Source organism: Micromonospora echinofusca (assembly GCF_017614955.1).
In the GTDB taxonomy this organism is placed as follows: Bacteria; Actinomycetota; Actinomycetes; order Mycobacteriales; family Micromonosporaceae; genus Micromonospora; species Micromonospora echinofusca_A.
Map to the genome: position 1 here is coordinate 1 of NZ_WVUH01000063.1, position 25,817 is coordinate 25,817.

At 73.0% G+C, this 25,817-nt stretch carries 21 protein-coding genes and 1 pseudogene; 12 read left to right on the forward strand and 10 right to left on the reverse strand.

All coding sequences use genetic code 11. The features are described from left to right. Positions 1-439: 439 nt before the first annotated feature. The 9 genes and pseudogenes from rsmD (at position 440) to GSF22_RS10095 (ending at position 8,414) form a co-directional block, all read left to right on the forward strand. The gene (rsmD, locus tag GSF22_RS10055; protein WP_208813182.1) at positions 440-1,003 is read left to right on the forward strand and encodes a 16S rRNA (guanine(966)-N(2))-methyltransferase RsmD; all 564 of its coding nucleotides are present in this window, start codon (positions 440-442) and stop codon (positions 1,001-1,003) included. Continuing rightward, positions 1,000-1,488, forward strand: a complete 489-nt coding sequence (gene coaD, locus GSF22_RS10060) for a pantetheine-phosphate adenylyltransferase (RefSeq protein WP_208813184.1) — start codon at positions 1,000-1,002, stop codon at positions 1,486-1,488. The genes rsmD and coaD overlap by 4 nt, the downstream gene beginning before the upstream one ends. Before the next feature lie 151 nt (positions 1,489-1,639). Further along, positions 1,640-2,137 carry a hypothetical protein gene (locus GSF22_RS10065; protein WP_208813186.1) on the forward strand — a complete coding sequence of 166 codons (498 nt, stop codon included), beginning with the start codon at positions 1,640-1,642 and terminating at the stop codon, positions 2,135-2,137. A 167-nt stretch (positions 2,138-2,304) separates the two neighbouring features. Next, positions 2,305-2,868: a YceD family protein gene (locus GSF22_RS10070; RefSeq protein WP_208813188.1), complete on the forward strand. Its 564-nt coding sequence runs from the start codon at positions 2,305-2,307 to the stop codon at positions 2,866-2,868. 4 nt (positions 2,869-2,872) lie between these two features. Beyond that, entirely contained in the window at positions 2,873-3,046 is a 174-nt protein-coding gene (gene rpmF / locus GSF22_RS10075) for a 50S ribosomal protein L32 (protein WP_208813190.1), read from the forward strand. A gap of 111 nt (positions 3,047-3,157) precedes the next feature. Then, positions 3,158-4,090: pseudogene (locus GSF22_RS10080) on the forward strand (phosphate acyltransferase PlsX); the annotation flags it as partial. Between the two features lie 146 nt (positions 4,091-4,236). Continuing rightward, on the forward strand, positions 4,237-5,118 hold the full coding sequence (gene rnc / locus GSF22_RS10085) for a ribonuclease III (RefSeq protein WP_208813192.1): 882 nt from the start codon (positions 4,237-4,239) through the stop codon (positions 5,116-5,118). Continuing rightward, the gene (gene mutM, locus GSF22_RS10090) at positions 5,111-5,974 is read left to right on the forward strand and encodes a bifunctional DNA-formamidopyrimidine glycosylase/DNA-(apurinic or apyrimidinic site) lyase (RefSeq protein WP_208813194.1); all 864 of its coding nucleotides are present in this window, start codon (positions 5,111-5,113) and stop codon (positions 5,972-5,974) included. Before rnc ends, mutM begins: the two co-directional genes overlap by 8 nt. A 118-nt stretch (positions 5,975-6,092) precedes the next feature. Continuing rightward, a complete protein-coding gene (locus tag GSF22_RS10095; RefSeq protein WP_208813196.1) occupies positions 6,093-8,414 on the forward strand; it encodes an MMPL family transporter in 2,322 nt (773 codons plus the stop codon). Positions 8,415-8,481: 67 nt separating this feature from the next. Here GSF22_RS10095 and GSF22_RS10100 read toward each other — a convergent pair whose 3' ends face one another. The 7 genes from GSF22_RS10100 to ftsY all read right to left on the reverse strand — a co-directional run bounded on the left by GSF22_RS10100 (position 8,482) and on the right by ftsY (position 16,721). Beyond that, positions 8,482-9,267, reverse strand: coding sequence for an endo alpha-1,4 polygalactosaminidase (locus GSF22_RS10100; protein ID WP_208813198.1), 786 nt, complete (start codon positions 9,265-9,267; stop codon positions 8,482-8,484). Positions 9,268-9,704: 437 nt separating this feature from the next. Beyond that, on the reverse strand, positions 9,705-10,244 hold the full coding sequence (locus GSF22_RS10105; protein WP_208813200.1) for an AAA family ATPase: 540 nt from the start codon (positions 10,242-10,244) through the stop codon (positions 9,705-9,707). A gap of 60 nt (positions 10,245-10,304) precedes the next feature. Continuing rightward, positions 10,305-12,725 carry a [protein-PII] uridylyltransferase gene (locus GSF22_RS10110; RefSeq protein WP_208813202.1) on the reverse strand — a complete coding sequence of 807 codons (2,421 nt, stop codon included), beginning with the start codon at positions 12,723-12,725 and terminating at the stop codon, positions 10,305-10,307. A 15-nt stretch (positions 12,726-12,740) separates the two neighbouring features. Continuing rightward, complete coding sequence (locus GSF22_RS10115; RefSeq protein WP_208813222.1) at positions 12,741-13,079, reverse strand: P-II family nitrogen regulator; 339 nt, start codon at positions 13,077-13,079, stop codon at positions 12,741-12,743. 25 nt (positions 13,080-13,104) lie between these two features. Further along, complete coding sequence (locus GSF22_RS10120) at positions 13,105-14,514, reverse strand: ammonium transporter (protein ID WP_208813204.1); 1,410 nt, start codon at positions 14,512-14,514, stop codon at positions 13,105-13,107. Between the two features lie 182 nt (positions 14,515-14,696). After that, entirely contained in the window at positions 14,697-15,485 is a 789-nt protein-coding gene (locus GSF22_RS10125) for an aminoglycoside phosphotransferase family protein (RefSeq protein WP_307803882.1), read from the reverse strand. Positions 15,486-15,533: 48 nt separating this feature from the next. Beyond that, complete coding sequence (gene ftsY, locus GSF22_RS10130) at positions 15,534-16,721, reverse strand: signal recognition particle-docking protein FtsY (protein ID WP_208813208.1); 1,188 nt, start codon at positions 16,719-16,721, stop codon at positions 15,534-15,536. A 157-nt stretch (positions 16,722-16,878) separates the two neighbouring features. Here ftsY and GSF22_RS10135 point away from each other — a divergent pair, with 157 nt between their 5' ends. Next, positions 16,879-18,591 (forward strand): alkaline phosphatase D family protein, encoded by a 1,713-nt coding sequence (locus GSF22_RS10135; RefSeq protein ID WP_208813210.1) that lies wholly within the window; start codon positions 16,879-16,881, stop codon positions 18,589-18,591. Positions 18,592-18,632: 41 nt separating this feature from the next. Continuing rightward, positions 18,633-19,154 carry a DinB family protein gene (locus tag GSF22_RS10140; RefSeq protein ID WP_208813212.1) on the forward strand — a complete coding sequence of 174 codons (522 nt, stop codon included), beginning with the start codon at positions 18,633-18,635 and terminating at the stop codon, positions 19,152-19,154. Positions 19,155-19,205: 51 nt separating this feature from the next. Here GSF22_RS10140 and GSF22_RS10145 read toward each other — a convergent pair whose 3' ends face one another. The 3 genes from GSF22_RS10145 to GSF22_RS10155 form a co-directional block, all read right to left on the reverse strand. Continuing rightward, positions 19,206-19,826, reverse strand: a complete 621-nt coding sequence (locus tag GSF22_RS10145; protein ID WP_208813224.1) for an HAD family hydrolase — start codon at positions 19,824-19,826, stop codon at positions 19,206-19,208. A gap of 111 nt (positions 19,827-19,937) precedes the next feature. Next, positions 19,938-23,519 (reverse strand): chromosome segregation protein SMC, encoded by a 3,582-nt coding sequence (gene smc, locus GSF22_RS10150; protein ID WP_208813214.1) that lies wholly within the window; start codon positions 23,517-23,519, stop codon positions 19,938-19,940. A gap of 444 nt (positions 23,520-23,963) precedes the next feature. Next, positions 23,964-24,158 (reverse strand): hypothetical protein, encoded by a 195-nt coding sequence (locus GSF22_RS10155; RefSeq protein WP_208813216.1) that lies wholly within the window; start codon positions 24,156-24,158, stop codon positions 23,964-23,966. Between the two features lie 374 nt (positions 24,159-24,532). Between GSF22_RS10155 and GSF22_RS35665 the strand changes: the two genes are divergently transcribed. After that, positions 24,533-25,807, forward strand: a complete 1,275-nt coding sequence (locus GSF22_RS35665) for a CAP domain-containing protein (RefSeq protein ID WP_208813218.1) — start codon at positions 24,533-24,535, stop codon at positions 25,805-25,807. The last annotated feature ends 10 nt before the right edge of the window (positions 25,808-25,817 follow it).

The window sequence follows — 25,817 nt, forward strand, 5'->3', positions numbered from 1 at the left end:
AGAGGGCGAGGACCGTGGCGAGGCCGGCGAGGGTGGCGCCGGCCACGACGAGCGGTCGCCGGAGCGACAGCCTGGTACGGATCACACTTGCTCCTGGGGTGCAAGGGGCTTCAGGGCGACGTGCGGGGGCCGGGAACGGTCGCTGCCGGGAATGGGGTGATGGCGCGACGCGCGGTGGCGCTTCCCCGACGCCGTGGTCGGCGATCGGTGGCCGACACAGCGCCCGACCCTAGCGACAACGGACACTAAGGGACAGTTCTCAGCAATCATCAAGCCCGATGATGCGGATTCGAGATAATTGATGCACTCAGCGTGGTTGATTCACGACATGAAATCCACCGACCGTGCGGTGCCACCGACGCCCTCCGCCCCCGCCGAGACCGGCCCCGTCAGCGTCCGGGCCGTCCCGTAGCGTCCCCGTCATGCAGAGGGAGCGACGGTGACCCGGATCGTGGCGGGCACGCTCGGTGGACGGCGGATCGCCGCCCCACCGGGCGCCGGTACCCGCCCCACCTCGGACCGGGTACGCGAGGCGTTGTTCAGCGCCATCGAGGCGGACCTCGACCTGGCCGGCGCCCGGTTCGTCGACCTCTACGCCGGCTCCGGGGCGGTCGGGCTGGAGGCGTACTCCCGGGGCGCCGCCGAGGTGCTGCTGGTGGAGTCCGACCCCCGGGCCGCCCGGGTGATCCGGGAGAACATCGCCGGACTGCGGGCCACCCCGGCGGTACGGCTGGTCACCGGGAAGGTCACCACCGTGCTCGCCGCCGGTTGCCCCGGCGCGCCGTACGACGTGGTCTTCGCCGACCCGCCGTACGCCGTACCCGACGCCGACCTCGGCACGATGCTGGCCGCGCTGGTCGACGGCGGCTGGTTGGCCCCGGACGCCCTGGTGGTGGTGGAGCGGTCCAGCCGGACCGGGCCGGTCGACTGGGTGCAGGGAATCACCGGGGAGCGCAGCCGGCGTTACGGGGAGACTTCTCTTTGGTACGGTCGCCGATCATGAGACGTGCGGTCTGTCCCGGGTCGTTCGATCCGGTCACCAACGGGCACCTCGACATCATCGGCCGGGCCAGCCGGCTGTTCGACGAGGTGATCGTCGGCGTGCTGATCAACCAGTCCAAGAGCGGCCTGTTCACCGTCGACGAGCGGCTGGCGATGCTGCGCGAGGTGACCGCGTCGTACGACAACGTCCGGGTCGAGTCCTTCCAGGGGCTGCTGGTCGACTTCTGTCGCGCGCAGCAGGCCGCCGTCCTGGTCAAGGGCCTGCGGGCGGTCAGCGACTTCGACTACGAACTCCAGATGGCCCAGATGAACATCGGGCTGGCCGGGGTCGAGACGTTGTTCATGCCCACCAACCCGCTCTACTCGTTCCTCTCGTCCAGCCTGGTCAAGGACGTGGCCAAGTGGGGTGGCGACGTCTCGGCGCACGTGCCCGACCTGGTCCGGGAGCAGCTGCGGTTGCGGTTGACCCCGGGTACCCGGGACTGACCACCGGTCACCCAACCCATCCGTCGGCGACGCGCCGCGCCGGACGGGATGGGCCACCTGTCGTCTCCGCACCGCATCATTGGTGGAGCAGCAGAACGGTCCGAACCCGCATCATGGAGGTCGGCCGACAAATGACAGGAGTGGTGTGCCGGTGGACCCGCTCGACCGCATCGACGAACTGATCGCCATGGTGGAGGCGGCCCGGTCCGTCCCGATGTCCCGCAACAACTGCATGGTCGACCGGGGGGAGATGATCGCCGCGCTCGACGAGCTGCGGGCGGAACTCCCCGCCGACCTGCGCCGGGCGGCGGCGCTGCTGGAGGAGCGGGACAAGATCATGGACGCCGGCCGACGGGAGGCGGACCGGATCATCAGCGAGGGTGAGGCGGAGCACGCCCGGCTCGTCTCGATGAACGAGATCACCGTCTCGGCGGAACACGAGGGTGCCCGGATCATCGCCGAGGCCCGGGCCGAGGCGCAGCGGCTGCGGGCGGAGGTCGACGACTACGTCGACACCGCCCTGGCCAACTTCGAGCAGTTCCTGACCCGGGCGCTGGCCTCGATCGAGCGCGGTCGGGACAAGATGCACGCCCTCCGCGAAATCGGTACCTTCGGCGGTGACGAGGCGGAGCGGCCACTGCCGTTCTGACCTCTCGGTCCCGGCCCGTTCCGGGTGCGCCTGCCAGGACAGGTGTCAGCAGTACCATCCGGCCGGCGGCAGGGCCGGGACGCGGCGGGGCGGTGGCCCCGGTTCGACGGTACGACCGCGGCCCAGGTAACCTGCTTTGTCGGCCTCTCACAGGCCGGAGTCTGACTATGCCCAAACACACGCCTTCCTCACTCAACCCCAGGTCGCCGCTGGTCCTCGACACGAGGGAGCTGCCGCGCCGACCTGGCTCGTTGCGTACGGTCAAGCGGGTGTCCCCGGCACCGGCGGACCTCGGCCTGGAGATGATCGGCGTACCGGAAGGTGCCGACCTGGACCTCGACCTGAGTCTCCAGTCGGTTTCCGAGGGTGTGCTCGTCTCCGGGACCGTCAGCGGTCCCGTCCGGGGCGAGTGTGGGCGCTGCCTGCGCCCGATCGAGGACTCGTTGACCGTCCCGATCCAGGAGCTGTACGCGTACGAGAACAGCACCACGGACGAGACGACCGACGAGGACGAGGTTGGCCGGATGCAGGGCGACCTGATCGACCTGGAGCCGGCGTTGCGGGATGCGGTGGTGCTCACACTGCCGACCAACCCGCTCTGCCGAACGGACTGCCCAGGACTGTGCCCCGAGTGCGGGGTGCACTGGGATGATCTGCCGGCCGATCACAGCCACCAGCAGATCGACCCGCGTTGGGCGGGCCTGTCGCAACTGACCCGTAAAGAGGAGTAATACCGTGGCCGTCCCGAAGCGCAAGATGTCGCGCAGCAACACCCGGTCCCGCCGGGCGAACTGGAAGACCGCGGCGGTCGCGACCGTGGCCTGCCCGCAGTGCAAGTCGCCGAAGCTGCCGCACGCCGCCTGCTCCGTCTGCGGCACCTACAACGGCCGTCAGGTTCTTGAGGTCTGACCTGGACGCCGAGTGACGCTCCCGACCCCGGGTCGGGCGCCCACGCCCTGGCGGTTGCCCGGTGCGCCGGCTCCGTCACCCGCCGGCCGGAGCGATCCGGCCGGGGTACCGATGGAGCCGGGCACCGTGCGGATCGCCGTCGACCTCCTCGGCGGGGACGATGCTCCCGCCGTCGTGGTTGACGGCGCTCTGCGGGCGCTCGGCGCCGACCCCGACCTGCACCTGCTGCTCGTCGGACCGCCCGAGGCGGCCGACGGGCTGCTCGGCGCGCTCCCCCCGGCCGACCGCGTCCGGGTCGCGGTGCGACCGGTCCACGGGGTCGTCACCATGGCCGACCATCCGACCCGGGCGGTCCGCGCCGACACCACCGTGCGGGCCGCCGTGGCGGCAGTGGTCGAAGGCCACGCCGACGCGGTCGTCTCCGCCGGCTCCACCGGCGCCACGGTCACCGCGGCGGCCCTCGGACTGGGCCGTTGGCCTGCGGTACGCCGGCCCGCGCTGGTCGCCACCATGCCGGGCACCGTCGGTCCGGTGGTACTGCTGGACGTGGGCGGGTCCCTGGAGGCCCGACCCGCCACCCTGGCCCGGCACGCCGTCCTCGGTACCGGCTACGCCGCGGTGACCCACGCCGTCACCGGCCCCCGGGTAGGGCTGCTGTCGGTCGGTACCGAGCCGGGCAAGGGGGACCGGGCGCGCCGCGCCGCCGACGTCGTCCTGACCGGCCAGTCGTTGCCCTGCGCCGGCCGGTACGTGGGCCTGGTCGAGGGGTACGACATCGCCTCCGGGGCCCGGGCCGACGTCGTGGTGACCGACGGGTTCACCGGGAACGTCCTGCTCAAGGCGATCGAGGGCGCGTACGCGATGGCCGGTGGTCCACCGACCGAGGGTCGGGCGCCCCGGGCCGCCGCCCTGCTCGGCGTGGCCGGGACGGTGGTGGTGTGCCACGGCGCCGCCCAGGACGACGATGTCGCCTCCGGCATCGCCCTCGCCGCACACCTGCACCGGCGGCAGGCCATCGCCACGATCGCCGGGCTGCTCGCCGACCATTCCGAGGCCGGGCTGCTGGCCGGGCCCGAGCGGGCCGGGTCGTCCCCCGACCACGGCCGCTGGTCGGCCATCGACCGCGACGGCAAGGGGCCGTCCACCGGACCCGCCCGAGACGACTGCCCGACCGACACCGAGGTAAGCGCATGACCAACGACAAGCGGCGCCGTGCTCCCGTCGGCCACCTGGAGGCGGCGTTCGGCGTCGCCCTGGACCCGGAGCTGCTGGAACGCGCCCTGACCCACCGCTCGTACGCGTACGAGAACGGCGGGCTGCCGACGAACGAGCGGCTGGAGTTCCTCGGTGACTCCGTTCTCGGTGTGGTCATCACCACGGCGCTCTTCCACAACCACCCCGACCTGCCCGAGGGGCAGCTCGCCAAGCTCCGGGCCAGCGTGGTCAACATGCGGGCGCTGGCCGACGTGGCGCGCGGTCTCGGTCCGTCGGGGCTCGGCGCGTACCTGCTGCTCGGCAAGGGCGAGGAGGCCACCGGCGGCCGGGACAAGGCGAGCATCCTCGCCGACACCCTGGAGGCGCTGCTCGGCGCGATCTACCTCCAGTACGGGCTGGAGACCACCTCGATCGTGATCCACCGGCTGTTCGACCCGCTGATGGCGGAGTCCGCCGGCCGGGGGGCCGCGTTGGACTGGAAGACCAGCCTCCAGGAGCTGACCGCCTCGCTCGGCCTGGGTGTGCCCGAGTACCGGATCGACCACGCCGGCCCGGACCACCTGAAGACCTTCACCGCCTGGGTGGTGGTGGCCGGCAGCCGGTACGGCGGTGCCGAGGGGCGCAGCAAGAAGGAGGCCGAGCAGCGGGCGGCCGAGGCGGCCTGGCGGACGTTGTCCGAGCAGCTCGACGGTGGATCCACCGACCAGCAGGCGACTGACGGCTCGGCGTCCACCGTGGCGGTCGACGGCCAGGTGCCCGCTGCGGCGGTCGACGGCCAGGTGTGCGACGGTCCGGCGGCCGACGGCCAGGTGGTCGACGGCGCCCAGCCGGTGGAGCCGGGGCTGCCCCGTGCCTGAGCTGCCCGAGGTCGAGACCGTCCGGCAGGGCCTGGACCAGTGGGTCACCGGCCGACGGATCAGTACCGTCGAGGTGCGCCACCCCCGGGCGGTGCGCCGGCACCTGCCCGGCGGTGACCACTTCGCCGCCGTGCTCGCCGGCCGGCAGGTCACCGGGGTCCGCCGCCGGGGAAAGTACCTCTGGCTGCCGCTGGACAGCGGGGACGCGATCATCGGTCACCTCGGCATGTCCGGGCAGTTGCTGCTGCAACCGGCCGGGGCGGCCGACGAGGTGCACCTGCGGGTCCGGTTCCGGTTCGACGACGGCGGCCCCCAACTGCGCTTCGTCGACCAGCGCACCTTCGGCGGCCTGGCGGTCTCCGAGCACGGTGCGGAACTGCCCCGGGAGATCGCGCACATCGCCCGGGACCCGATGGACCCGGCCTTCTCCGACCGGGACTTCGTCGCGGCGCTGCGCCGCCGCCGGACGGAGGTGAAGCGGGCCCTGCTCGACCAGACCCTGATCTCCGGGGTGGGCAACATCTACGCCGACGAGGCACTGTGGCGGGCCAAGCTGCACGGCACCCGACCCACCGACGCGCTGACCGCCCCGGCGGTGACCCGCCTGCTCGGGCACGTGCGGGACGTCCTCGGTGAGGCCATCGTCCAGGGCGGGACGAGCTTCGACGCGCTGTACGTCAACGTCAACGGCGAGAGCGGCTACTTCGACCGGTCGTTGAACGTGTACGGCCGGGAGGGCGAGCCGTGCCGGCGGTGCGGGGCGCCGATCCGACGGGAGGCGTTCATGAACCGCTCGTCGTACAGCTGCCCACGCTGCCAGCCCCGCCCCCGTCCGGTACCTGCCGCTCGGGGTTGACCCGTAGCCCGGCTCGGGGACGGACGCGGGACGAGCGCGGGGCGATCCCCGATGTCGTGACACCCGCCGGTCCATACCGTCACTCAGGTTCGACGACATCGACCTGAGGGGGACCGGGGTGGGCAGACGACCGGTGACGGTACGGATCGCGAGATGGAGCGCGGAGCATCCATGGCGGGCGATCGCGATGTGGATCGTCTTCGTGGCGGTCTGCTTCGCGGGCGGCAGCGCGGCCGGCCTGAACGAGGCGACCGACGCCGACCAGGCGATCGGTGAGTCGGGCCGGGCCGGGATCATCGTCGACTCGGGTGACTTCGACCGTCCCGCCGTGGAGAACGTCCTGATCACCGCCCGGAGTGGCGCGCTGGACCGGGCGGCGGCGGACGCGGCGGCGAAGGACGCGGCGGCCCGGCTGCGGCAGGTCACCGGGGTGGCCTCGGTCGGCGACCCGGTCCCGTCCCGCGCCGGGGACGCCCTGCTGCTCCCGCTGACCATGACCGGTGACCCGGAGACCGCCCCGGACCGGGTGGGACCCCTCCGGGCCGCCACCGCCGAGGTGCAGGCCGACCACCCGGCGCTCCGCGTCGAACAGGTCGGCGGGGCCTCCATCGGCCAGGCGCTCGACGACACCCTCGGCGCCGACTTCAAGCGCGCCGAACTGCTCAGCCTGCCCGTGACGCTGGCCATCCTGATCGTCGCGTTCGGCGCGTTGATCGCTGCCGGCGTACCGGTGCTGTTGGCCCTGTCCTCGGTGGCGGCGGCGATGGGACTCTCCACCCTCGCCTCCCACCTGGTCCCGGCCACCGACACCACCAGCAGCGTGATCCTGCTGATCGGCATGGCGGTCGGGGTCGACTACTCGCTGTTCTACGTGCGGCGGGAACGGGAGGAACGGGCCCGGGGCCGCAGCCACCTGGCGGCCGTGGAGATCGCCGCCGAGACCTCCGGACACGCCGTGGTGGTCTCCGGCTTCGCCGTGATCATCTCCATGGCCGGGCTGTTCCTCGCCGGGGACGTCGTCTTCTCCTCACTCGCCGTCGGCTCGATCCTGGTGGTCGCGGTGGCGGTCACCGGCTCGCTGACCGTACTGCCCGCGCTGCTCGCCAAGCTCGGCCGTTGGGTAGACCGGCCCCGGGTACCGCTGCTGTGGCGGCTCACCGCGCCGCGTACCGGCCGGCACGGCGTACCCGCCGGGCCCCGGTTCTGGCCGGCCGTGCTGCGCCCCGCCCTGCGGGCACCCGTGGTCACGCTGGTCGTCTCGGTGGGGCTGCTGCTGGCGCTCGCCGCGCCGGCACTGGGCATGAAACTGAAGTTCCCCGGCATGGAGGACCTGCCCCGCACCACCCCGGCGATGCAGGCGTACGACCGGCTCACCGCCGCCTTCCCGGACACCGGCACCACCCACCAGGTCGCCGTACGCGCGCCGGCCGGGCAGGCCGAGCGGGTCCGGGTGGCGCTGACCGAACTGGCCGGGCGGGCCGCAGCCGATCCGCTCTTCGCCCCGCTGCCCGCCGCCGGACCGGAGATCGACGTCTCCGCCGACGGCCGGGTGTCGGTGCTCACCGTGGCCACCCCGTACGCCAGCCGCACCGACGAGGCGGTCCGGTCCCTGGAACGGCTCCGTGCCGACCTGCTCCCGGCCACCGTCGGACAGTTGTCCGGGGTGGAGTACGCCGTCGGGGGCGGGGTCGCCGGCAGCGAGGACTACGCCCGGCACATCCGGGAGAAGCTGCCACTGGTGGTCGGCTTCGTGCTGGTGCTGACCCTGGTGGTGATGGCGTGGACGTTCCGCTCGGTGGTGGTGGCGCTCACCGCGATCGGACTGAACCTGCTCTCCGCCGGTGCCGCGTACGGCCTGCTGGTGCTGGTCTTCCAGGGCACCTGGGCCGAAGGGCTGCTCGGGTTCACCTCGATGGGCGCGATCGTCTCCTGGCTGCCGCTCTTCCTCTTCGTGGTCCTCTTCGGTCTCTCCATGGACTACCACGTCTTCGTGGTCAGCCGGATCCGTGAGGCGGTACGGGCCGGCCGGTCCAACGCCGACGCCGTGGCGTACGGCATCACCTCCTCGGCCGGCGTGGTGAGCAGCGCGGCGATCGTGATGGTGGCGGTCTTCGCCATCTTCGCCACGCTGAGCACCGTCGACATGAAGCAACTCGGGGTGGGGCTGGCGGCGGCGATCCTGCTGGACGCCACGATCATCCGGGCGGTGGTGCTGCCGTCGGTGATGACGCTGCTCGGCGAGGCCAACTGGTGGGCGCCCAGGTTCCTCCGCCGCCGCGACCCCGTGGACCACCCGACCGGCCCGTCCACCGACCTGTCGGACCCGGCCGACCCGTCCACCGACCCGTCGGACCCGGCCGACCCGTCCACCGACCCGTCGGACCGGGTGACCGGCTCCGGCTCCGGCACGGAGCACCCGGAGCCTGCGCTGACCCGCTAGCAGTAAGGAAGGGCCCCTTCTTATCGCTTTCGGTATAGGAAGGGGCCCTTCCTAACACCCCGGACCGTCAGTACGCGCAGGGCGCCCGCCAGGCGTCCAGCTTCCGCTGCTTGCGCATCGAGGCGAAGCCGTAGCCGACCGTGGTGACGCAGAAGTCGGCGGTGCTGCCCGCGTACTCGACGTGCAGCACCGGCTTGCCGGCCTCGGTGAAGGGCAGCAGCCGGTCGCACTGGCGCAGCCGTACGCACTCCTCGTTGACCGCGAAGTCGAAGTCCGGGGCCAGCGCGGCGACCTGCCCCACGTTGTTCACCAGACCGGGGGAGAGCGCCAACGAGCGGGCCAGTACGGCGAGCCGCCGGTTGAACCGGAGCTGCGCGTCGAAGTCCAGCGGGAACCCGGACCTGTGGGCGTACCCGTCGACGGCGGTGAACGCCACCGCCTCGAACCGTTTGCCCCGGCACAGCCGCAGCCGGTCGGCGAGTACCGGCTCCAGCACGTCCCACTGCCGTACGTCCAGCCAGGTGCCGCCGCCCGGCGCGCCGCCCCGTCCCCGGACGGCGGCCGGGAACCGGGCTTCGTCCACCTCCCCGGCGGTGAACGAGCCGGCGCTGACCAGGCAGATCAGTCGACGCCCCCGGGCGCGCAGTTCGGTGGTCTCGGCGGCGGTGGTCCGGACCGGGTCGAGCAGGAATACGTCGGCGTCGACGGTCACGTCGAGCGGGCCGCTGAGTTGCCACTGCCACGGTTGCGGCCGGGTGACACCACCCGGCCACGGCACGGGTACCACCGGACGCGGCGGCTCGCTGCGGCACGCGACCAGGACGCCGACGGTGACCAGTGCGGCGAGCAGCATGCGTACCACTGAAGATGCCGTCCGGCGGGCCGGGACCGCCGGATGTCGCCGGGTGCTGTTTCGTTGCCGTGTGCTGCCGCTTTCCCGGGTGCTGCCGCTCTGCCGGGTGCTGCCGTTCTGCCGAGGACTGTCCCGTTGCCGGGTGGTGTCCCACCGTGCCCGATTCCGCATCGGCAGCTCCCGGGGCCACGGACGTCCCCCGTCCGTCCGATCGGGCCCGCCGTCGACAGCCGGTGTCCCGGCCCGGCCGGTGGTCACGGCGTGGTCGTCGACGGTCACGGCCCGGTGGCCGCTGTGGCCGTCGGTGATCACCGGTCGGCGCCGTCGCCACAGGTGCGGCCGGGCGCGCCCTCACCGGCTCAACGAGTACGCCCGCCGGAACGACTCGGCGATCATGAAGTTGTTGTCGTCCCGCCCGGCGTGTCGCGACAACAACTTCATGATCGACGCTTCGAGGTGGGACGGTTCAGGTCCAGCCGGGCCACGATCTCCGCCGCCACCTCGCCCGGTGCGCGGCCGTGGTGGGTCACCTCGATCGTCCCCGGTTCGCACCCGGCCAGCCCGGCCACCGTCCGGTCCAGGTGGGCATGCCGCCAGTCGCGCGCCGCTGCCTCCACCCGGTCCGCGTCGATCCGGTCCCGCAGCACCGACGGCGGCACCCGGAGCACCACCTGCCGCACCGCGAGGCCGCGCTCCCGCAGGCCGCCGAGGAGCGCGGCGCGGTGGTCGGGCCGCCACACCGTCATCGGTACGACCACCGGCCGGCCGCCCCGGGCCGCCAGCCACGTCAGGCGTACCGTCCAGCGCCGCCAGGCGGGCAGGTCCTGGTAGTCCCCGGTGGGTACCGGTCGCACCCGGCGCAGTACCGCGCCGACCCGCTCCGGGTCGAACAGCCGGGCAGCGGGCAGTCGACGGCACAACTCCCCCGCGACCGTGGTCTTACCGGCGCCGAACGCCCCGTTCAGCCAGATGATCACAGTGGGTCAGGCTAGCCGGGACGGGGGTGTTAACAAGGGGCCCTTCCTCTACCGAAAGCGTTAACCGGGGGCCCTTCCTTGCACCTCCCGCAGGGAGGTGTACACGGCCTGTTCCAGGCGGGTCCGCTCGGCGTCGTCCGGCCAGCCACCGACCAGGTAGAACGCGTCCACCACGGCGCTGCCGAGGGTGGCGATCCGGGCGGCCCGGACCTGCGCCCCGGCCTCGTCCAGCGCGGCGCAGACCCGGTAGAGCAGCCCGGCCGCGTCGGCCGCCCGTACCTCCAGCACGACCGCGTCGGTGGCCGCGTCCCGGTGCCAGACCACCTTCGGGTCGGCGTCGTCGGCGCGGGCGGCCAGGGCACGGCCGCGGAGCCGCTGGGTCACCGAGACGTCTCCGGTCACCGCGCGGCGCAGGTCGGCGGCGAGGGCGACCGGGTCGGCGGCCAGGCCGTACCGGGGCTGTACCCGGAACTCGACCAGGGCCCGGTCGTCGACGGTGGCCGCGTCGGCGGCGACCACGTCCATCCGGTGCAGCGCCAGGCAGCCGGCCACCGTGGCGAGGAGTCCCCGCCGGTCGGCTGCGGCCACCGTGACGGTCCCCTCGCTCAGGTGTACGGCCGGCAGGGGCCCGGCGACCAGCGCCGGGTCGGGTACCGGCGGGTCGGGCAGCACGCCGGTGTCCAGGGCGGTGTGTACCCGGCGGACCAGTTCGGCGATCAGCCGGCCCTTCCAGTCGGACCAGGCGGCCGGGCCGGTGGCGCGGGCGTCGGCCCGGACCAGGCCGTGCAGCAGGTCCAGGGTGGCCGGGTCGCCGACCGCCTCGGCGACCCGGGAGATGGTCACCGGGTCGCTCAGGTCGCGCCGGGTGGCCACGTCGGGCAGCAGCAGGTGCAACCGGACCAGCCGCTCGATCAGGGCCACCTCGGTGTCGGGCAGTCCCATCCGGGCGGCGACCGCGCCGGCGACGGGGGCGCCGACGGTGCTGTGGTCGGCGCCCGGCAGGCCCTTGCCGACGTCGTGCAGCAGGGCACCGAGCAGCAGCAGGTCGGGGCGGTCCACCTCGCGGGCGTACCGGCCGGCCTCGGCGGCGGTCTGCACCAGGTGCCGGTCCAGCGTGTAGCGGTGTACCGCGTTGTGCTGCGGCAGGCTGCGCATCCGGGGCCACTCCGGGAACCAGCCGTCGACCAGGCCGTACCGGTCGGCGGTCTCCCAGGCGGCGATCAGGCCGGTACCGGCGCCGAGCAGGGTGATCAGGGCACTGCGCGCCTCCGCCGGCCAGGGCACGGGCAGCGCCGGGCAGTAGGCGGCGAGCCATTCGCAGGTGGCCCGGGAGATCGGCAGCCGGGTGGTGGCGGACGCGGCGACCACCCGTAGCGACAGGCTCGGGTCGGGTCGGGCGCCGATCGCGGTACGGGCGAGCACCAGTTCGCCGTCCTGCTCGACGACGTCCCGGGCGACGGGCCGGCGCAGCGGTCGGCCGTCGGCGGCCCGGATCCGACCGTCGGCGCTGTGGATCCGGCCGTCGGCGGTCCGGGGTCGTCCGTCGGTGGACGGCTGCCGGCTGCCTGCGGTCCGGCTGGTACCGCCGCGTAGCCGGTCGGCGGCCCGCCAGGCGTCGTCCAGGGCGTGGCTGACCGTCCGGGCGTCCTGCGCGACCCGGCGCAGCAGCAGGTCGGGATCGTCGATGCCGAGCCGGGTGGCGACCCCGGCACGTTCCTGGGCGACCAGCCGGTCGACGCGCCGTCCCACGGTGGCGTGCAGCGCGTCCCGGGTGTCGAGCAGGCGCAGGTGGGCGGCGCGGACCGCCGGGCGGAGCGCGTCGGTGATCCCGGCGGCGGCGATGCCCCGCAGGATGCCCAGGTCGCGGAGCCCACCGGCGGATTCCTTGAGGTCGCCTTCGAGGAGGAAGGCCAGCTCACCGTGGGCGGCCCAGCGCGCGGTGGTGATCTCCCGCAGCCCGGGGAGCCGGCGTACGGCGCTGCGCCGCCACTGCTCGGCGGCGGCGCCGGCGAGTTGCCGGGTGAGGTCGGGGTCCCCGGCGACGTGCCGGGCGTCGAGCAGTCCGAGGGCCACCTTCACGTCCCCGGCGGCGACGTCGAGCGCCTCCGGCACGGTCCGTACCGAGTGGTCCAGGCCGAGCCGGGCGTCCCAGACCGGGTACCAGAGCGCGGCGGCCAGGTCGTCAACGCCGGGTACCCGGTCGTGCAGCAGGAGCAGGTCGAGGTCGCCGTACGGGGCGCACTGCCGGCGGCCGAGTCCACCGACGGCGACCAGGGCGATCCGGTCCACGCCGGTCGGGAGCAGGCCGGTCAGCCAGCGGTCCAGGGCGGCGGCCCGCCCCTCGCGCGCGGCGGTGCCGACGCCGGCCCGGTCGAGGTCCAACGGCGGGGCGGCACCCGTGACGGCGCTGACCCCGTTGATCAGGGGTCGCTCGTCAGGGGGAGTGGGTCCTGACGGGTTTCCCTCGATCAACGGGGTCATGGCGGTGACGGTGGCTCAGAGCGCGTCGAGGCCGCGTTCGCCGGTGCGGACCCGGACCACGTCCTCCACCGCCGTCACCCAGACCTTGCCGTCGCCGATCTTGCCGGTCCGGGCCGCACCGACGACCGCGTCGACCACCTTGTCGACGTCGATCTCGTCGGTGAGCACCTCCACCCGGATCTTCGGCAGGAACTCGACCGTGTACTCGGCACCCCGGTACACCTCGGTGTGTCCCTTCTGCCGGCCGTAGCCCTGGACCTCGCTGACGGTCAGGCCGGCCACGCCGAGGGCGTGCAGGGCCTCCTTCACCGCGTCCAGCTGGTACGGCTTGATGACTGCGGTCACCAGCTTCATGTCCAACCCCTCCATCTCGGGTACGTTAACCGGCGACCTTTTCGCTGACCGGCCCGGTGGGCTCCACCGCCGGCCGGCCCGGGCCGGCCGCGCCGCCGGTCGGGGAGATACCGGCCATGGCGAAGGCGCCTCCGCTGCCGCCACCGGCCGGGGAGAGGTCGTAGCCGGACTCGGCGTGCTCGGTGAGGTCGATGCCCTCGACCTCGTCCTCCGGCTTGACCCGGAACCCGATGGTCTTCTCGATCGCGAAGGCGAGCACCCAGGCCACCCCGAACGACCAGGCGGTGACGATCAGGCCGGCCAGTGCCTGCCGGCCGAGCTGGGTCACCCCGCCGCCGTAGAAGAGACCGTCGGACGCACCGATCACGTCGGTGATCGCGCTGTTGACCGAGTTGGTGGCGAACAGGCCGAGCCAGAGGGAGCCGATCCAGCCGCCGACGAAGTGCACCCCGACGACGTCGAGCGAGTCGTCGTAGCCGAGCCTGTACTTCAGGCTGATCGCCAGGGCGCAGACCGCGCCGGCCACCAGGCCGAGCAGCACCGCCGCCCAGGGGGCGACGAACCCGCAGGCCGGGGTGATGGCGACCAGGCCGGCGATGGCGCCGGAGGAGGCACCGACCATGGTCGGCTTGCCGCTCTTGATCCACTCGACGGCGAGCCAGCCGAGCACCGCGGCGGCGGTGGCGAGCTGCGTGTTGAGGAAGGCGAGCCCGGCGACCGAGTCGACGGTCAGCTCGGAGCCGGCGTTGAATCCGAACCAGCCGAACCAGAGCAGACCGGCACCGAGCGCCACCAGCGGGATGTTGTGCGGCTTCATGCCCTCGCGGGGCCAGCCGAGCCGCTTGCCGAGTACCAGTACCAGGGCGAGCGCCGCCGCACCGGCGTTGATGTGCACGGCCGTACCACCGGCGAAGTCGAGCGCGTGCAGGTCGGCACCGATGATGCCGCCGCCCCACACCCAGTGCGCGACCGGGAAGTAGACCAGGGTGGCCCAGCCGAAGGCGAAGAGCAGCCAGCCGGCGAACTTGGCCCGGTCGGAGACCGCGCCGCTGATCAGCGCGACGGTGATCACCGCGAAGACCATCTGGAAGGCCATGAACACGTAGAGCGGTACGCCGATGCCGCTGGGGTTCTCGGCGGTCGCGCCCCACAGGTCGGTCTCGGCCAGGAAGGTCTTGGTGCCGAGGTAGTCGCCCGGGTTGCCCCAGAATCCGTTCACGTCGGACCCGAAGGCGACGCTGAAGCCGTAGAACCACCACAGGACCGAGATGAGCCCGATGGCGGAGAAGCTCATCATCATCATGTTGAGCACGCCCTTGGACCGGTTAAGGCCACCGTAGAACAGTGCCAGTCCGGGCGTCATGAGCAGCACGAGCGCGGTCGAGACCAGCAACCAGACGGTGTTGCCGGAATCGATCGTGGGTGCTTCAGGCACGCTGGCCTCCTAAAGGTGAGGTTCCCTCCTCCGCGGCTTCCGAGGCAACGTCGCCCGTACGCCGGTTGGCCGAAAGCCTCCCGGCCCGCTGTTACACGTTCGCTCTCCGGCCGGTTTCCGGGCCGTCACGGGTTGTTTCGAACGTGTGAAGAAAAACTCACCACCAGGACGCTGTCCGGGCGTCAGCGCAGCGCGTACTCCAGGGTGTGCCGTTCGTAGTCGAGCAGGCGCAGATCACGCATCGGGCGCCGGAGGTGACCCTTGTGCACGATCCGGACGAAGGCCGGCTCACCGGCGGCGGCCATCCGCCGGATGCCCTCGACGTGGTCCACGATCCGCTTGCGGATGGTGCGGATCAGCCGGTGCCGGTCCCGGGGGATGAGTCCGTACGCGTCGGCGAAGAGCCGCAACCGGCGGGGCCGGTCCGGCCGTTTCCAGCCCAGCGTGTAGGAGTCCCGGTCGGAGAAGAGGGGTACCCAGGTCCACGCCGCGTACGCCACGTCGTAGATCCGGGCGCCGGGCGAGGCCAGGTCGAAGTCGATCAGCCCCAGGGTGCCGTCCGGTCGCCAGATCACGTTGTGCGGGGCGGCGTCGTGGTGGCAGATCACCTCGGTGTCCGGCGGGGGTGGCCCGAACGACCGCCAGACCGCCCCGGGCGGCGGCACGAACCCGTACTGGGCGTCGTGGAACATCCGCAGCATGGTGGCGACGGTGACCAGTGCCTCGTCGGTGACCCAGTGCGGGGCCAGCGGGTACTCCCCGCACTCCCCCTCCAGGTACGACAGGACCTCCCGGTTGCGTTCGTCCATGCCGAGGGCCCGGGGTGAGCCGGTGAAGCCGACGTACTCCAGGTGGCGCAGCAGCGCGTGCACCGACGGGGTCCACGGGCCCGCGTTACGGCGGACGGTGTCACCGACCCGTACGACGGTGCTGACGTTGCCGCCGTGCAGCGGGATCTCCTGTGCAGTCACGTACGGTCTCCCGAGGCGTGGCGCCGGTTCGCGGTAGAACACCCGAGGTTACGCGTTCGGGCCGGACGGTTCGCCCAGCAACGCGTCGACGAACTGGGCGGCGTCGAACGGTGCCAGGTCGTCCGGGCCCTCGCCGAGGCCGACCAGCTTGACCGGAATGCCCAGCTTGCGCTGCACGGCGATGACGATGCCGCCCTTGGCGGTGCCGTCGAGCTTGGTGAGCACCACCCCGGTGACGTCCACCACCTCGGTGAAGACGCGGGCCTGTTCCAGACCGTTCTGGCCGGTGGTGGCGTCCAGGATGAGCAGGGTCTCGTCGACCGGCCCGTGCTTGGACACCACCCGCTTGACCTTGCCCAGCTCGTCCATCAGGCCGACCTTGTTCTGGAGCCGGCCGGCGGTGTCGATCAGGACCGTGTCCACCCCGGCGTCGATGCCGCGCCGGACCGCGTCGAAGGCCACCGAGGCCGGGTCGGCGCCCTCCGGCCCCCGGACCACCTCGGCGCCGACCCGGCCGGCCCAGGTGGCGAGCTGGTCGGCGGCGGCGGCGCGGAAGGTGTCGGCGGCGCCGAGCACCACGCTGCGCCCGTCCGCCACCAGCACCCGGGCGACCTTGCCGCAGGTGGTGGTCTTGCCGGCGCCGTTGACCCCGACCACCAGCACGACCGCCGGTACGCCGGTGGCGGTGGTGGTCTTCAGCGACCGGTCCAGCCCCGGGTCGAGGGCCTTGACCAGTTCGGTGGCGAGCAGGGCGCGCAGTTCCGCGCCGGACCGGGTACCGAGTACCCGGGTCTGCTCCCGCAGCCGGTCGACGATCTCCCGGGTGGCCTCGATCCCGACGTCGGCGGTGATCAGGCTGTCCTCGATCTCCTCCCAGGTGTCCTCGTCGAGCCGGTCCCGGGAGAGCAGGCCGAGCAGCCCCTTGCCGAAGACGTTCTGCGAGCGGGCCAGCCGGGACCGGAGCCGGACCAGCCGGCCGGCGGTCGGCTCGGGGGTCTCCAGCACCGGTACGGTCGGCGCCTCGACCGGCGGCGCCTCCACCAGGATCCCGGTTTCCAGGTCCGCCTCGGGCGCCTCGACCGGCGGACCGGCCAGTTCCTCCCCGGTCCGGGTGTCGACCGCCTCCCCGGGCAGCGGCGGTTGCGGCCGGCGACGCAGCCGGGGCACCACCAGGCCGAGCCCGGCGAGGATCAGCACACCGAGCAGGGTCAGCGCGACGATGAGGTATTCCTGCATGCGGAAATCCTGTCAGATGCCGGCACGTACGTCCTCTCGGCGGCCCACCTGTGCCCCTGGCGGCCCTTGGGTACGCTCACCGGGCCCTCGGGCAGGGGTGGCGGACCGGGCCACCGGGTAGGAAAGTGGAAACCCCTCAGCTTCGAAAGGGCCGCCCATGTCCTCATCTCGCCTGCTCATCGGCCCACTGCTGCGGCGGGTGGTCGACACGCGGGCCACGGTCTGGGTGGAGACCAGCGCGCCGGCGGTGGTCCGGGTCCGCACCGCCGACGGGGCCTCCGGCGAGGCAGCCACCTTCAGCGCGTACGACCACCACTACGCGATCGTGGTGGTGACCGGGCTCACCCCGGGGTCGGTCACCACGTACCAGGTGCTGCTCGACGACGAACTGGTCTGGCCGCAGCCGGAGAGCGGGTTCCCAGCCAGCGTGATCCGGACCCGGGAGGCCGACGACACCGACCAGCCGGTCCGGTTGGTGTTCGGCTCCTGCCGGGAGACCACCCAGCACGCCACCACCCGCAAGCTGCCACCGGACGCGCTGGACGCGTACGCCCGGCGGTTGATGGCCGACCCGACGGCGGGTGACCTGCCCGACCTGCTGGTGCTCCTCGGTGACCAGGTGTACGCGGACGAGACCTCGCCGACGGTGCGGCGGCTGCTGCGCCGACGACGCCACCGGCCGCAGGACGCCCCGGTCGACCAGGTGGTCAGCTTCGACGAGTACACCAAGCTCTACCTGGAGTCGTGGCGGGATCCGGAGATCCGCTGGCTGCTCTCCACCGTGCCGAGCGTGATGATCTTCGACGACCACGAGATCATCGACGACTGGAACACCTCGGCGTCCTGGCGGTCGGACATGCGCGCCCAGCCCTGGTGGGCCGAGCGGATCCGCAGCGGGCTCGCCTCGTACTGGGTCTACCAGCACCTGGGCAACCTGACGCCGGACGAGATCGAGGCCGACCCGGTGTACGCCAAGGTGACCGCCGCCGGGGACGCCACCGGGGTGCTCACCGAGTTCGGCGAGCGGGTCGACCAGGAGTCGGACCTCGCGCACGACACCGAACGCTGGCGGGCCGTGCAGTACCAGTGGAGTTACGCGGTCGACCTGGGCCGGACCCGGCTGGTGATGCTGGACAACCGGTGCAGCCGGGTGCTGGAGCCGGCCAGCCGGGCCATGCTGCCGCCGGGTGAGTGGTCGTGGTTCACCGACCAGGCCCACGGCCGGTACGACCACCTGGTGGTCGGCTCCTCACTGCCCTGGCTGCTGCCGCCGGGCATCCACCACGTGGAGGCCTGGAACGAACGGCTGGCCGGGTCGCGGAAACGGTGGGTGGCCACGGCGTCCGAGCGGCTGCGCCGGATGCTGGACCTGGAGCACTGGGCAGCCTTCCAGCGCTCCTTCGACGCCCTCGGTGCGCTCTTCGCCCGGATCGGCAGCGGCCGGCCGGGGCAGCCCGGCGACCGGGTGGGGGCCGGCCCGGCGTACGCCCCACCGGCCTCGATCAGTGTGCTCTCCGGTGACGTGCACCACTCGTACGTGGCCCGGGCCCGGTTCGCCGACCCGTCGGTGGTGACCCCGGTCCACCAGCTCACCTGCTCACCGATCCACAACCAGGTACCGGCCGGGATGCGCCCGTTGATGCGGCTGGGCTGGTCCGCCGGGCCGTCCGGGGTGACCCGGGCGCTGGCCCGGTCCGCCGGGGTACGCCGGCCGTCGGTGCGCTGGCGCAAGCTGGACGGCCCGTACTTCGGCAACGCGGTGGGCACCCTGGTGCACACCGGGCGCACCGCCGACGTGGTGATCGAGGGCACCACGAAGGACGGCGGGCTGCGGGTGGTGGCCCGGGAACGGCTCAGCACCGACGGCTGAACCACCACCCGGGTGTCGTACCGGTCGAGCATCATGACCCGATGACCTGGACCGCACCGGACGTGCCCCGGCCCACCATGTCCACCCTCGGTGACGAACGCGCCATGCTCGACGGCTGGCTCGACTTCCACCGGCAGACCCTGCTCGGCAAGTGCGCCGGGCTGACCGCCGAGCAGCTGAGGATCCCCAGCGTGGAGCCGTCCGGGCTGACCCTGCTGGGGCTGGTCCGACACATGGCAGACAACGAGCGCTGGTGGTTCCGGATGAACGCCGCCGGTGAGCCGGTGGACAGTCTGTACGGCAACGGCGACGACCCGGACGAGGACCTCAACGACATCCAGCACGCCGACGCCGAGGCGGATCTGGCGACCTTCGCGGAGGAGGTGGCGGCGGCGCGGGCGGCGGTGGCCGGCCGTTCGCTGGACGACACCTACGTCTACCGGCGCTCCGGTGAGGAGATCAACCTGCGCTGGACGTACGTGCACATGATCGAGGAGTACGCCCGGCACGCCGGGCACGCCGACCTGATCCGGGAACGGATCGACGGCGTGACCGGCGTCTGAGCCGGGTCGTGGGGCAGCGGCCGGGCAGCCCGCGCCGGCCGGTACGCCGGCTCAGTAGTCCAGCACCGCCCGCAGGTACGGCAGGTCCGCCACCCCGTTCCACCGGTACGCGGACAGCCCGGCCGCCCGCGCGCCCCGGACCGCCCGGTCGTCGTCGTCGACCAGGAGCACCCGCTCCGGCGGGGTCCCCAACGCCAGGCACGCCTGCTGGAAGTACTCCTTGGCGGGCTTGTGCACGCCCAACTCCCAGGAGTTGAAGACGTGGTCCACCTCCCCGGTCAGCCCCAGCGTCACCAGGTCCGCGTCGAGCGCGTCGGTGGCGTTGGTGGCCAGCCCGACCGGCAGTCCGGCCGCGCGTACCTCCCGCACCAGGGCGAGCACGTCCGGGTCCACCTCCCCCCGGTAGCCCTGCCACTCGGCGACCGCGTCCCGGGCCCGGTCCAGCCCACCGGCCGGCCCGGCGAGGGCCTCGGCCACCTGCGCCATCCAGTCGGCGTGACTGACCTGGCCGACCAGTACCGGCTGAAGCCGCCCCCACTGCAACGCGGTCTCCACCAGGGCGCCCGCCGGTAGGCCGTACCGGCTCTCCACCCCGGCGACGACCGCCTCGTCCCAGCGCCGGAGCACGCCGTCCAGATCCACCAGCAGCGCCGTCGCGCGTTGCCGAGCCACCCGAGTCACTTCCTCTCCCCGGTCGCAGTGCCGCCGCGACCATCGCGCGCCGACCGCGGTAGCCGGTCGGCTGCTCCTCATGGGCCCGCCGGAGGGCTCCGGCGCGCCGGTCTAGTCTTCCCCGCTCCGGTTGAGCCGCTGGCTGATCACCTGGGTGACGCCGCTGCGCATGGTCACCCCGTACAGCGCGTCGGCCACCTCCATGGTGCGCTTCTGGTGGGTGATGATGATGAGCTGGCTCTTCTCCCGGAGCTGGGCCATCAGGGTGATCAGCCGGCCGAGGTTGACGTCGTCGAGCGCCGCCTCCACCTCGTCCATGATGTAGAACGGGCTGGGCCGGGCCCGGAAGATCGCCACCAGCATCGCCACCGCGGTCAGCGAACGCTCCCCGCCGGAGAGCAGCGAGAGCCGCTTGATCTTCTTACCCGGTGGCCGGGCCTCCACCTCGACGCCGGTGGTGAGCAGGTCGTCCGGGTCGGTGAGCACCAGCCGGCCCTCGCCACCGGGGAAGAGCACCGTGAAGACCTGCTCGAACTCCTTGGCCGTGTCGGCGAACGCGCTGGCGAAGACCTCCAGGATCCGGTCGTCGACGTCCTTGACCACGGTCAGCAGGTCACGGCGGGTGGCCTTGAGGTCCTCCAGCTGCTCGGAGAGGAACTTGAACCGTTCCTCCAGGGCGGCGAACTCCTCCAGCGCCAGCGGGTTGACCTTGCCGAGCAGGGCCAGCTCGCGTTCCGCCTTGGCGGCCCGCTTCTCCTGCGCCGCCCGCTCGTACCGGACCGGCTCGGGGACCGGACTGCCGTCCCGCTCGGCCGCGGCCACATCCGCCGGGGTGGGCGGGACGAGCTGCTGCGGACCGTACTCGGCGATCAGGGTCTCCACGTCGAGCGCGAAGTCCTCCGCCGCCTTCGCCTCCAACTGCTCGATCCGCATCCGCTGTTCGGCACGGGCCACCTCGTCGCGGTGCACCTGGCTGGTGAGCCGTTCCAGGTCGGCGCCGAGGCGCTTCGCGGCGGCGCGTACCTCGTGCAGCTCGGCCTCGCGCGCGGACCGCTCGCGGGCCACGGCGTCCCGGTGCTCCTCGGCCCGGGCCAGCGAGACGCGGAGCCGGACCAGCGCCTCACGGGCGCCGGTCTCGACGGCACGGGCGATACCGGCGCCCCGGACCCGGGCGGCCCGCCGGGCGGCGGCGCGTTCCCGGGCGGCCCGCTCGGCGTTGGCCTGGCGCAGCAGGGAGTCGGCCCGGCCGGCGATCGCGGCGACCCGTTCCTCGGCGGTCCGGACCGCGAGCCGGACCTCCATCTCGTTCTGCCGGGCCCGGGGCACCATCGCGGCAAGCTGGTCGCGCTCGGCGGTGGAGGGCTCCTCCTCGGTGGGGGTGTCCTCGGCGAGCTTCAGCCGTTCCTCCAGCTCGGCGAGCTTCATCAGGTCCTGCTCGCGGGCCTGCTCGGCGCGGGACCGGGAGGCGCCGAGCCGCTCGGTCTCGGCCCGGGCGGACCGGGCGGCGGCGCCCAACTCGGCCAGACGGCGGGCGGCGGCGTTGCGTTGCCCCTCGGCCTCCCGCTTCGCGGTGGCGGCCACCGCCACCGCATCCTTGCGTACCGCGACCTCGGCGCGGGCCTCGGCGAGCTGGTCCCGTAGCTCGGCGATGGCCTGTTCGGCGGCGGTCCGGTTGGCGCGGGCCTCCTCGACGGCGGCCTGCACCTCGATGAAGCTGGGCGCCCGGGCCGAGCCACCCGCCGCCGCGTAGGCACCGACCACGTCGCCGTCCGGGGTGACCGCGCGCAGCTCCGGGTTCGCGCCGACCAGCGCGGTCGCCGCCGCCAGATCGTCGACGAGTACCACGTCCCGCAGCGCCCGGTGCACCGCCGGCCGCAGGTCGTCGGGGCAGTCGACCAGGTCCGGTGCCCACTTCGCGCCCTCGGGCAGCCGGGGGCGCAGCGCGTCGGCGGAGCCCCGCATGCCCGGCCCGGCCACGCCGCCGACCAGGATGGCGGCCCGTCCGGCGTCGGAGATCTTCAGGAAGCGCATCGCCTCGGCGGCCTCGTCGATCCCGGTGACCGCGACCGCGTCGGCGAGCGTGCCGAGCGCGGCGGCGAGGGCCGCCTCGTGCCCGGGTGCGACGGTGAGCAGGCTGGCCAACCCACCGAGCAGGCCAGGGATCTGGTCCGCCTTCGCCAGCAGCGCCCCGGCACCGTCGGCCCGGCGCAGCCCCATGGCCAGGGCCTCCTCGCGGGCCTTCCAGGTGGCCGCGTCCTTCTCCGCCTTCCGCTCGGCGTCGGACAGGGCGCGTACCTGCGCGGCGGCCTGTTCCTGGGCGGTGACCGCCTCGGCGTGCCGGGCGTCCAGTTCGGCGTTGTCCCGGTCCGCCTCGGTGGACTGTTCGGCGACCGCGTCCAGGTCGGCCTGGGCCTGCTCGGCCCGGTCCAGCGCGTCGGCGTACGCGGCGGCGAGCCGCTCGATCTCCTCGCCCGCGCTGGTGGTCCGGGCCCGGGCCGAGTTGACCTGCCCGGTGAGCCGGGCCAGCCCTTCGCGCCGGTCGGCGGCGGCCTTCGCGGCGGCGACCAGGGCCCGTTCGGCGGCGGCGAGCTGGCGTTCCAGTTCCTGCCGCTGCTCGACCGCCTCGGCCAGGCGTACCTGGTCGTCGGTGAGCGCGGCGCGCAGCTCCTCCTCCTGCTCCCGGACCCGTTCCGCCTCGGCGGCGAGCTGGTCCGGGTCGCGGCCGGGCCGCTCGTCCTCGGGTGTGGCGCTCAGGTGCCGCAGTCGCTCCCGCGCGAGCTGCTCGGTGGAGCGGAACCGCTCGGTGAGCGCGGAGAGCCGGTACCAGGTGTCCTGCGCGGCGGCGAGCAGCGGCGCGTCCTCGGCCAGCGCCGCCTCCAGCTCGCCGAGCCGGTGCTGGACCTCGGTGTACTCGGCGTCGACCTGCTCACGCCGTTCGCGCAGCGCGGTCTCGTCGGCGATCTCCTTGTCCAGGGTGGCACGCAGGGTGTGCAGGTCGTCGGCGAGCAGCCGGAGCCGGGCGTCGCGGAGGTTGGCCTGGATCGCGGCGGCGCGGCGGGCCACCTCGGCCTGCCGGCCGAGCGGCTTGAGCTGGCGGCGCAGCTCGGCGGTGAGGTCGGTGAGCCGGTTGAGGTTGGTCTGCATCGCGTCGAGCTTGCGCAACGCCTTCTCTTTGCGCTTGCGGTGCTTGAGGACGCCGGCCGCCTCCTCGATGAACGCCCGCCGGTCCTCCGGTTTGGCGTGCAGGACGGCGTCCAGCCGGCCCTGCCCGACGATGACGTGCATCTCCCGGCCGATGCCGGAGTCGGAGAGGAGTTCCTGGATGTCGAGCAGCCGGCAGGAGTCGCCGTTGATCTCGTATTCGCTCTCCCCGGACCGGAACATCCGTCGGGTGATCGACACCTCGGTGTAGTCGATGGGCAGGGCGCCGTCGGTGTTGTCGATGGTGAGGGTGACCTCGGCGCGGCCCAACGGGGCCCGGCCGGCGGTGCCGGCGAAGATGACGTCCTCCATCTTGCCGCCGCGCAGGGCCTTGGCGCCCTGCTCACCGAGGACCCAGGCGATGGCGTCGACGACGTTGGACTTGCCCGAGCCGTTCGGGCCGACCACGCAGGTGATCCCGGGCTCAAGCTTGAGCGTCGTCGCGGAGGCGAAGGATTTGAAACCCTTCACCGTCAGGCTCTTGAGGTGCACCGTCTCGATCCTGTGCCGGGGGCCGGGGCCTGTTGGGTCAGGGCCCCGGGGCTGCTCCGTGAGGCCCTCGGGCCTGCTCTACCAGGCCCTGGTCAATCCGCAGACTAACGCCCGGGCCGGTCAGGTCGGTTACGCGACCCTCCCGGGCGGCCCATCGACTCTCGGCGTCCGCACCCGGCAAGAACCCGAATTGCGAATTTTCGCAGTTTTAGCGCGTCCGGCAATACGACCGGAGGACTGCGACGCGCTCCGGCACGACGGCTGGTTCGGCTCACCCGGCAATAGGACCCGGCGGACTGCGACGCGGCCTGGCACGTCGGCTGGTGGCGCGATCGGGGCGCGGAAACAACTGCGCGCCGTCACTCGAGGTGATCGGCGCGCGATTGGTGTGGGGCGATCGAGTTGTGCTGGCGACGGGCGCCGGGCGGACCGGCGCCCGGGAGATCAGGTCAGCGCGGGCTCGGCGAGCCGGAGCAGGTCGTCCGCCTCGGCTGCTGCCGCCGCGAGCCGATCGTTCTCGGCACGCAACCGCGTGATCTCGAACTCCAGTGCCTGCACCCGCGAACGCAGTCGGGTGACCTCGTCGAGCAGGCGCCGGTCTGACGCCGCGCCGACGTGGCCGTACAGGGCCTTAGCCATTTTGTCTCCTTGTGATGCGCTGCCGGAAAGGCCGGCCAACGCGCGCCCGAACCTCGCGACTATCAACCCACAGCAAACGCGGGCATGAACGGGCGCGACTGGCGACACCTATATATTGCGGCCAGATCCCACCGTCGTCAAGTTTTCCCAGGCCGTAGATCATCTCCACGTCGACCGGGCCGGCTCGCCGGGTCGTCCACCGGACACGAACATCACGCTGTTCGGACGGGCGGAGTCTAACCCGGGCGGTACGGTCGAACGAGAGAAGAATCCTCGCGTTCGCCTTAACTCTTTCTTAGCCACGTTGCTGCCGATCGAACGCGACACGTAGCGTCACAGCGGCTCAGAACAGCGAACCTGTTGGAGGCGTCCGCGTGCACGGCTGGAACGATCCGCTCGACCAGGAGGGCGCGCCGCGTCCCGTCCCGCCGACCGGGGAACCGCCGCGCCGGTCGTCCGGACAGCCCTCTCGCACCCAGCCCGACTGGAACGACTACCAGTCGTACGGCTCGGCGGCGTATGCCAGCCTGCCCGGCCCGGTCGACCCGTACCGCACCGGCCCGTCCGCGGACGAGCACACCGACCGGTACCCGGCCGGCAGTCACCGGTACGAGTCGGACGGTCATCCCTACGTGGCCGACGGGTACCGGCACCGGCCGGACGGGTACCGGTACGACTCCGACGGGCACCATTCGGTTACGGAGGGTGATTATCGGGCGGTCGGAGCGGGTGACTACCGGCCCGGAGCGGCAAGTGCCTACCGGTCCTTCCCGGGTGGGGACGGGATGGCCGGCGACGACCGGGACACCGGGGACACCGGCTGGGCCGGGTACGCGGCCAGCGGTACGGCCGGGAACGCGCCCGGGGCTGCGGCCGGGCGCCGTACCGCCGCCGGCCGGCGCCGCGACCGGCGCCGGTTCCCCCGACCCGTCCTGGCCGCCGGAGCAGTCGCCGTGGTCGCCCTGGCCGTGATGGCGGGCGCCGGAGTCGCCTTCCTGCCGACCGGCAACGAAGGGCGGCAGTCCCCGGTCGCCGAGGGAGCCGACGGGTTCCGGGCCGACGGCGGGCCGGCCGCCGCCGGAGCAGCGGACACTGCGGGCGACCCGACGGGTACGCCGTCGGCAACGGCCAGCCCGAGCGCGTCGACCAGCCCGACCGCGAAGCCCAGCCCGACGCCGGTACGGTCGAAGGCGCCGACCCGCAGCATCAAACGGACCGCCTCCCCCTCGCCGACCCGCAGCAAGGCGCCGGCCGGCAACACCGGCACCAGCAGCGTCGAACAACAGGTCGTCACGCTGGTCAACCAGGAACGGGCCAAGGCGGGCTGCGGCGCGGTCACGATCAACGCCAACCTGGCCACCGCCGCCCAGTTGCACAGCGACGACCAGGCCGCACGGCAGCAGATGTCGCACACCGGCAGCGACGGCAGCGACTTCGTCCAGCGCGCCAAGCGGGCCGGGTACCAGTACCCGATCGGCGAGAACGTGGCGATGGGGTACGAGACGGCGGCTGCGGTGATGGACGGCTGGATGAACAGCCCCGGTCACCGCGCCAACATCCTCAACTGTGACGCCAGGGCGATCGGCGTCGGCGTGGCCACCGGTGGCGGACGGCTCTACTGGACCCAGGTCTTCGGCTCCCGCGCCTGACCCCACCGCC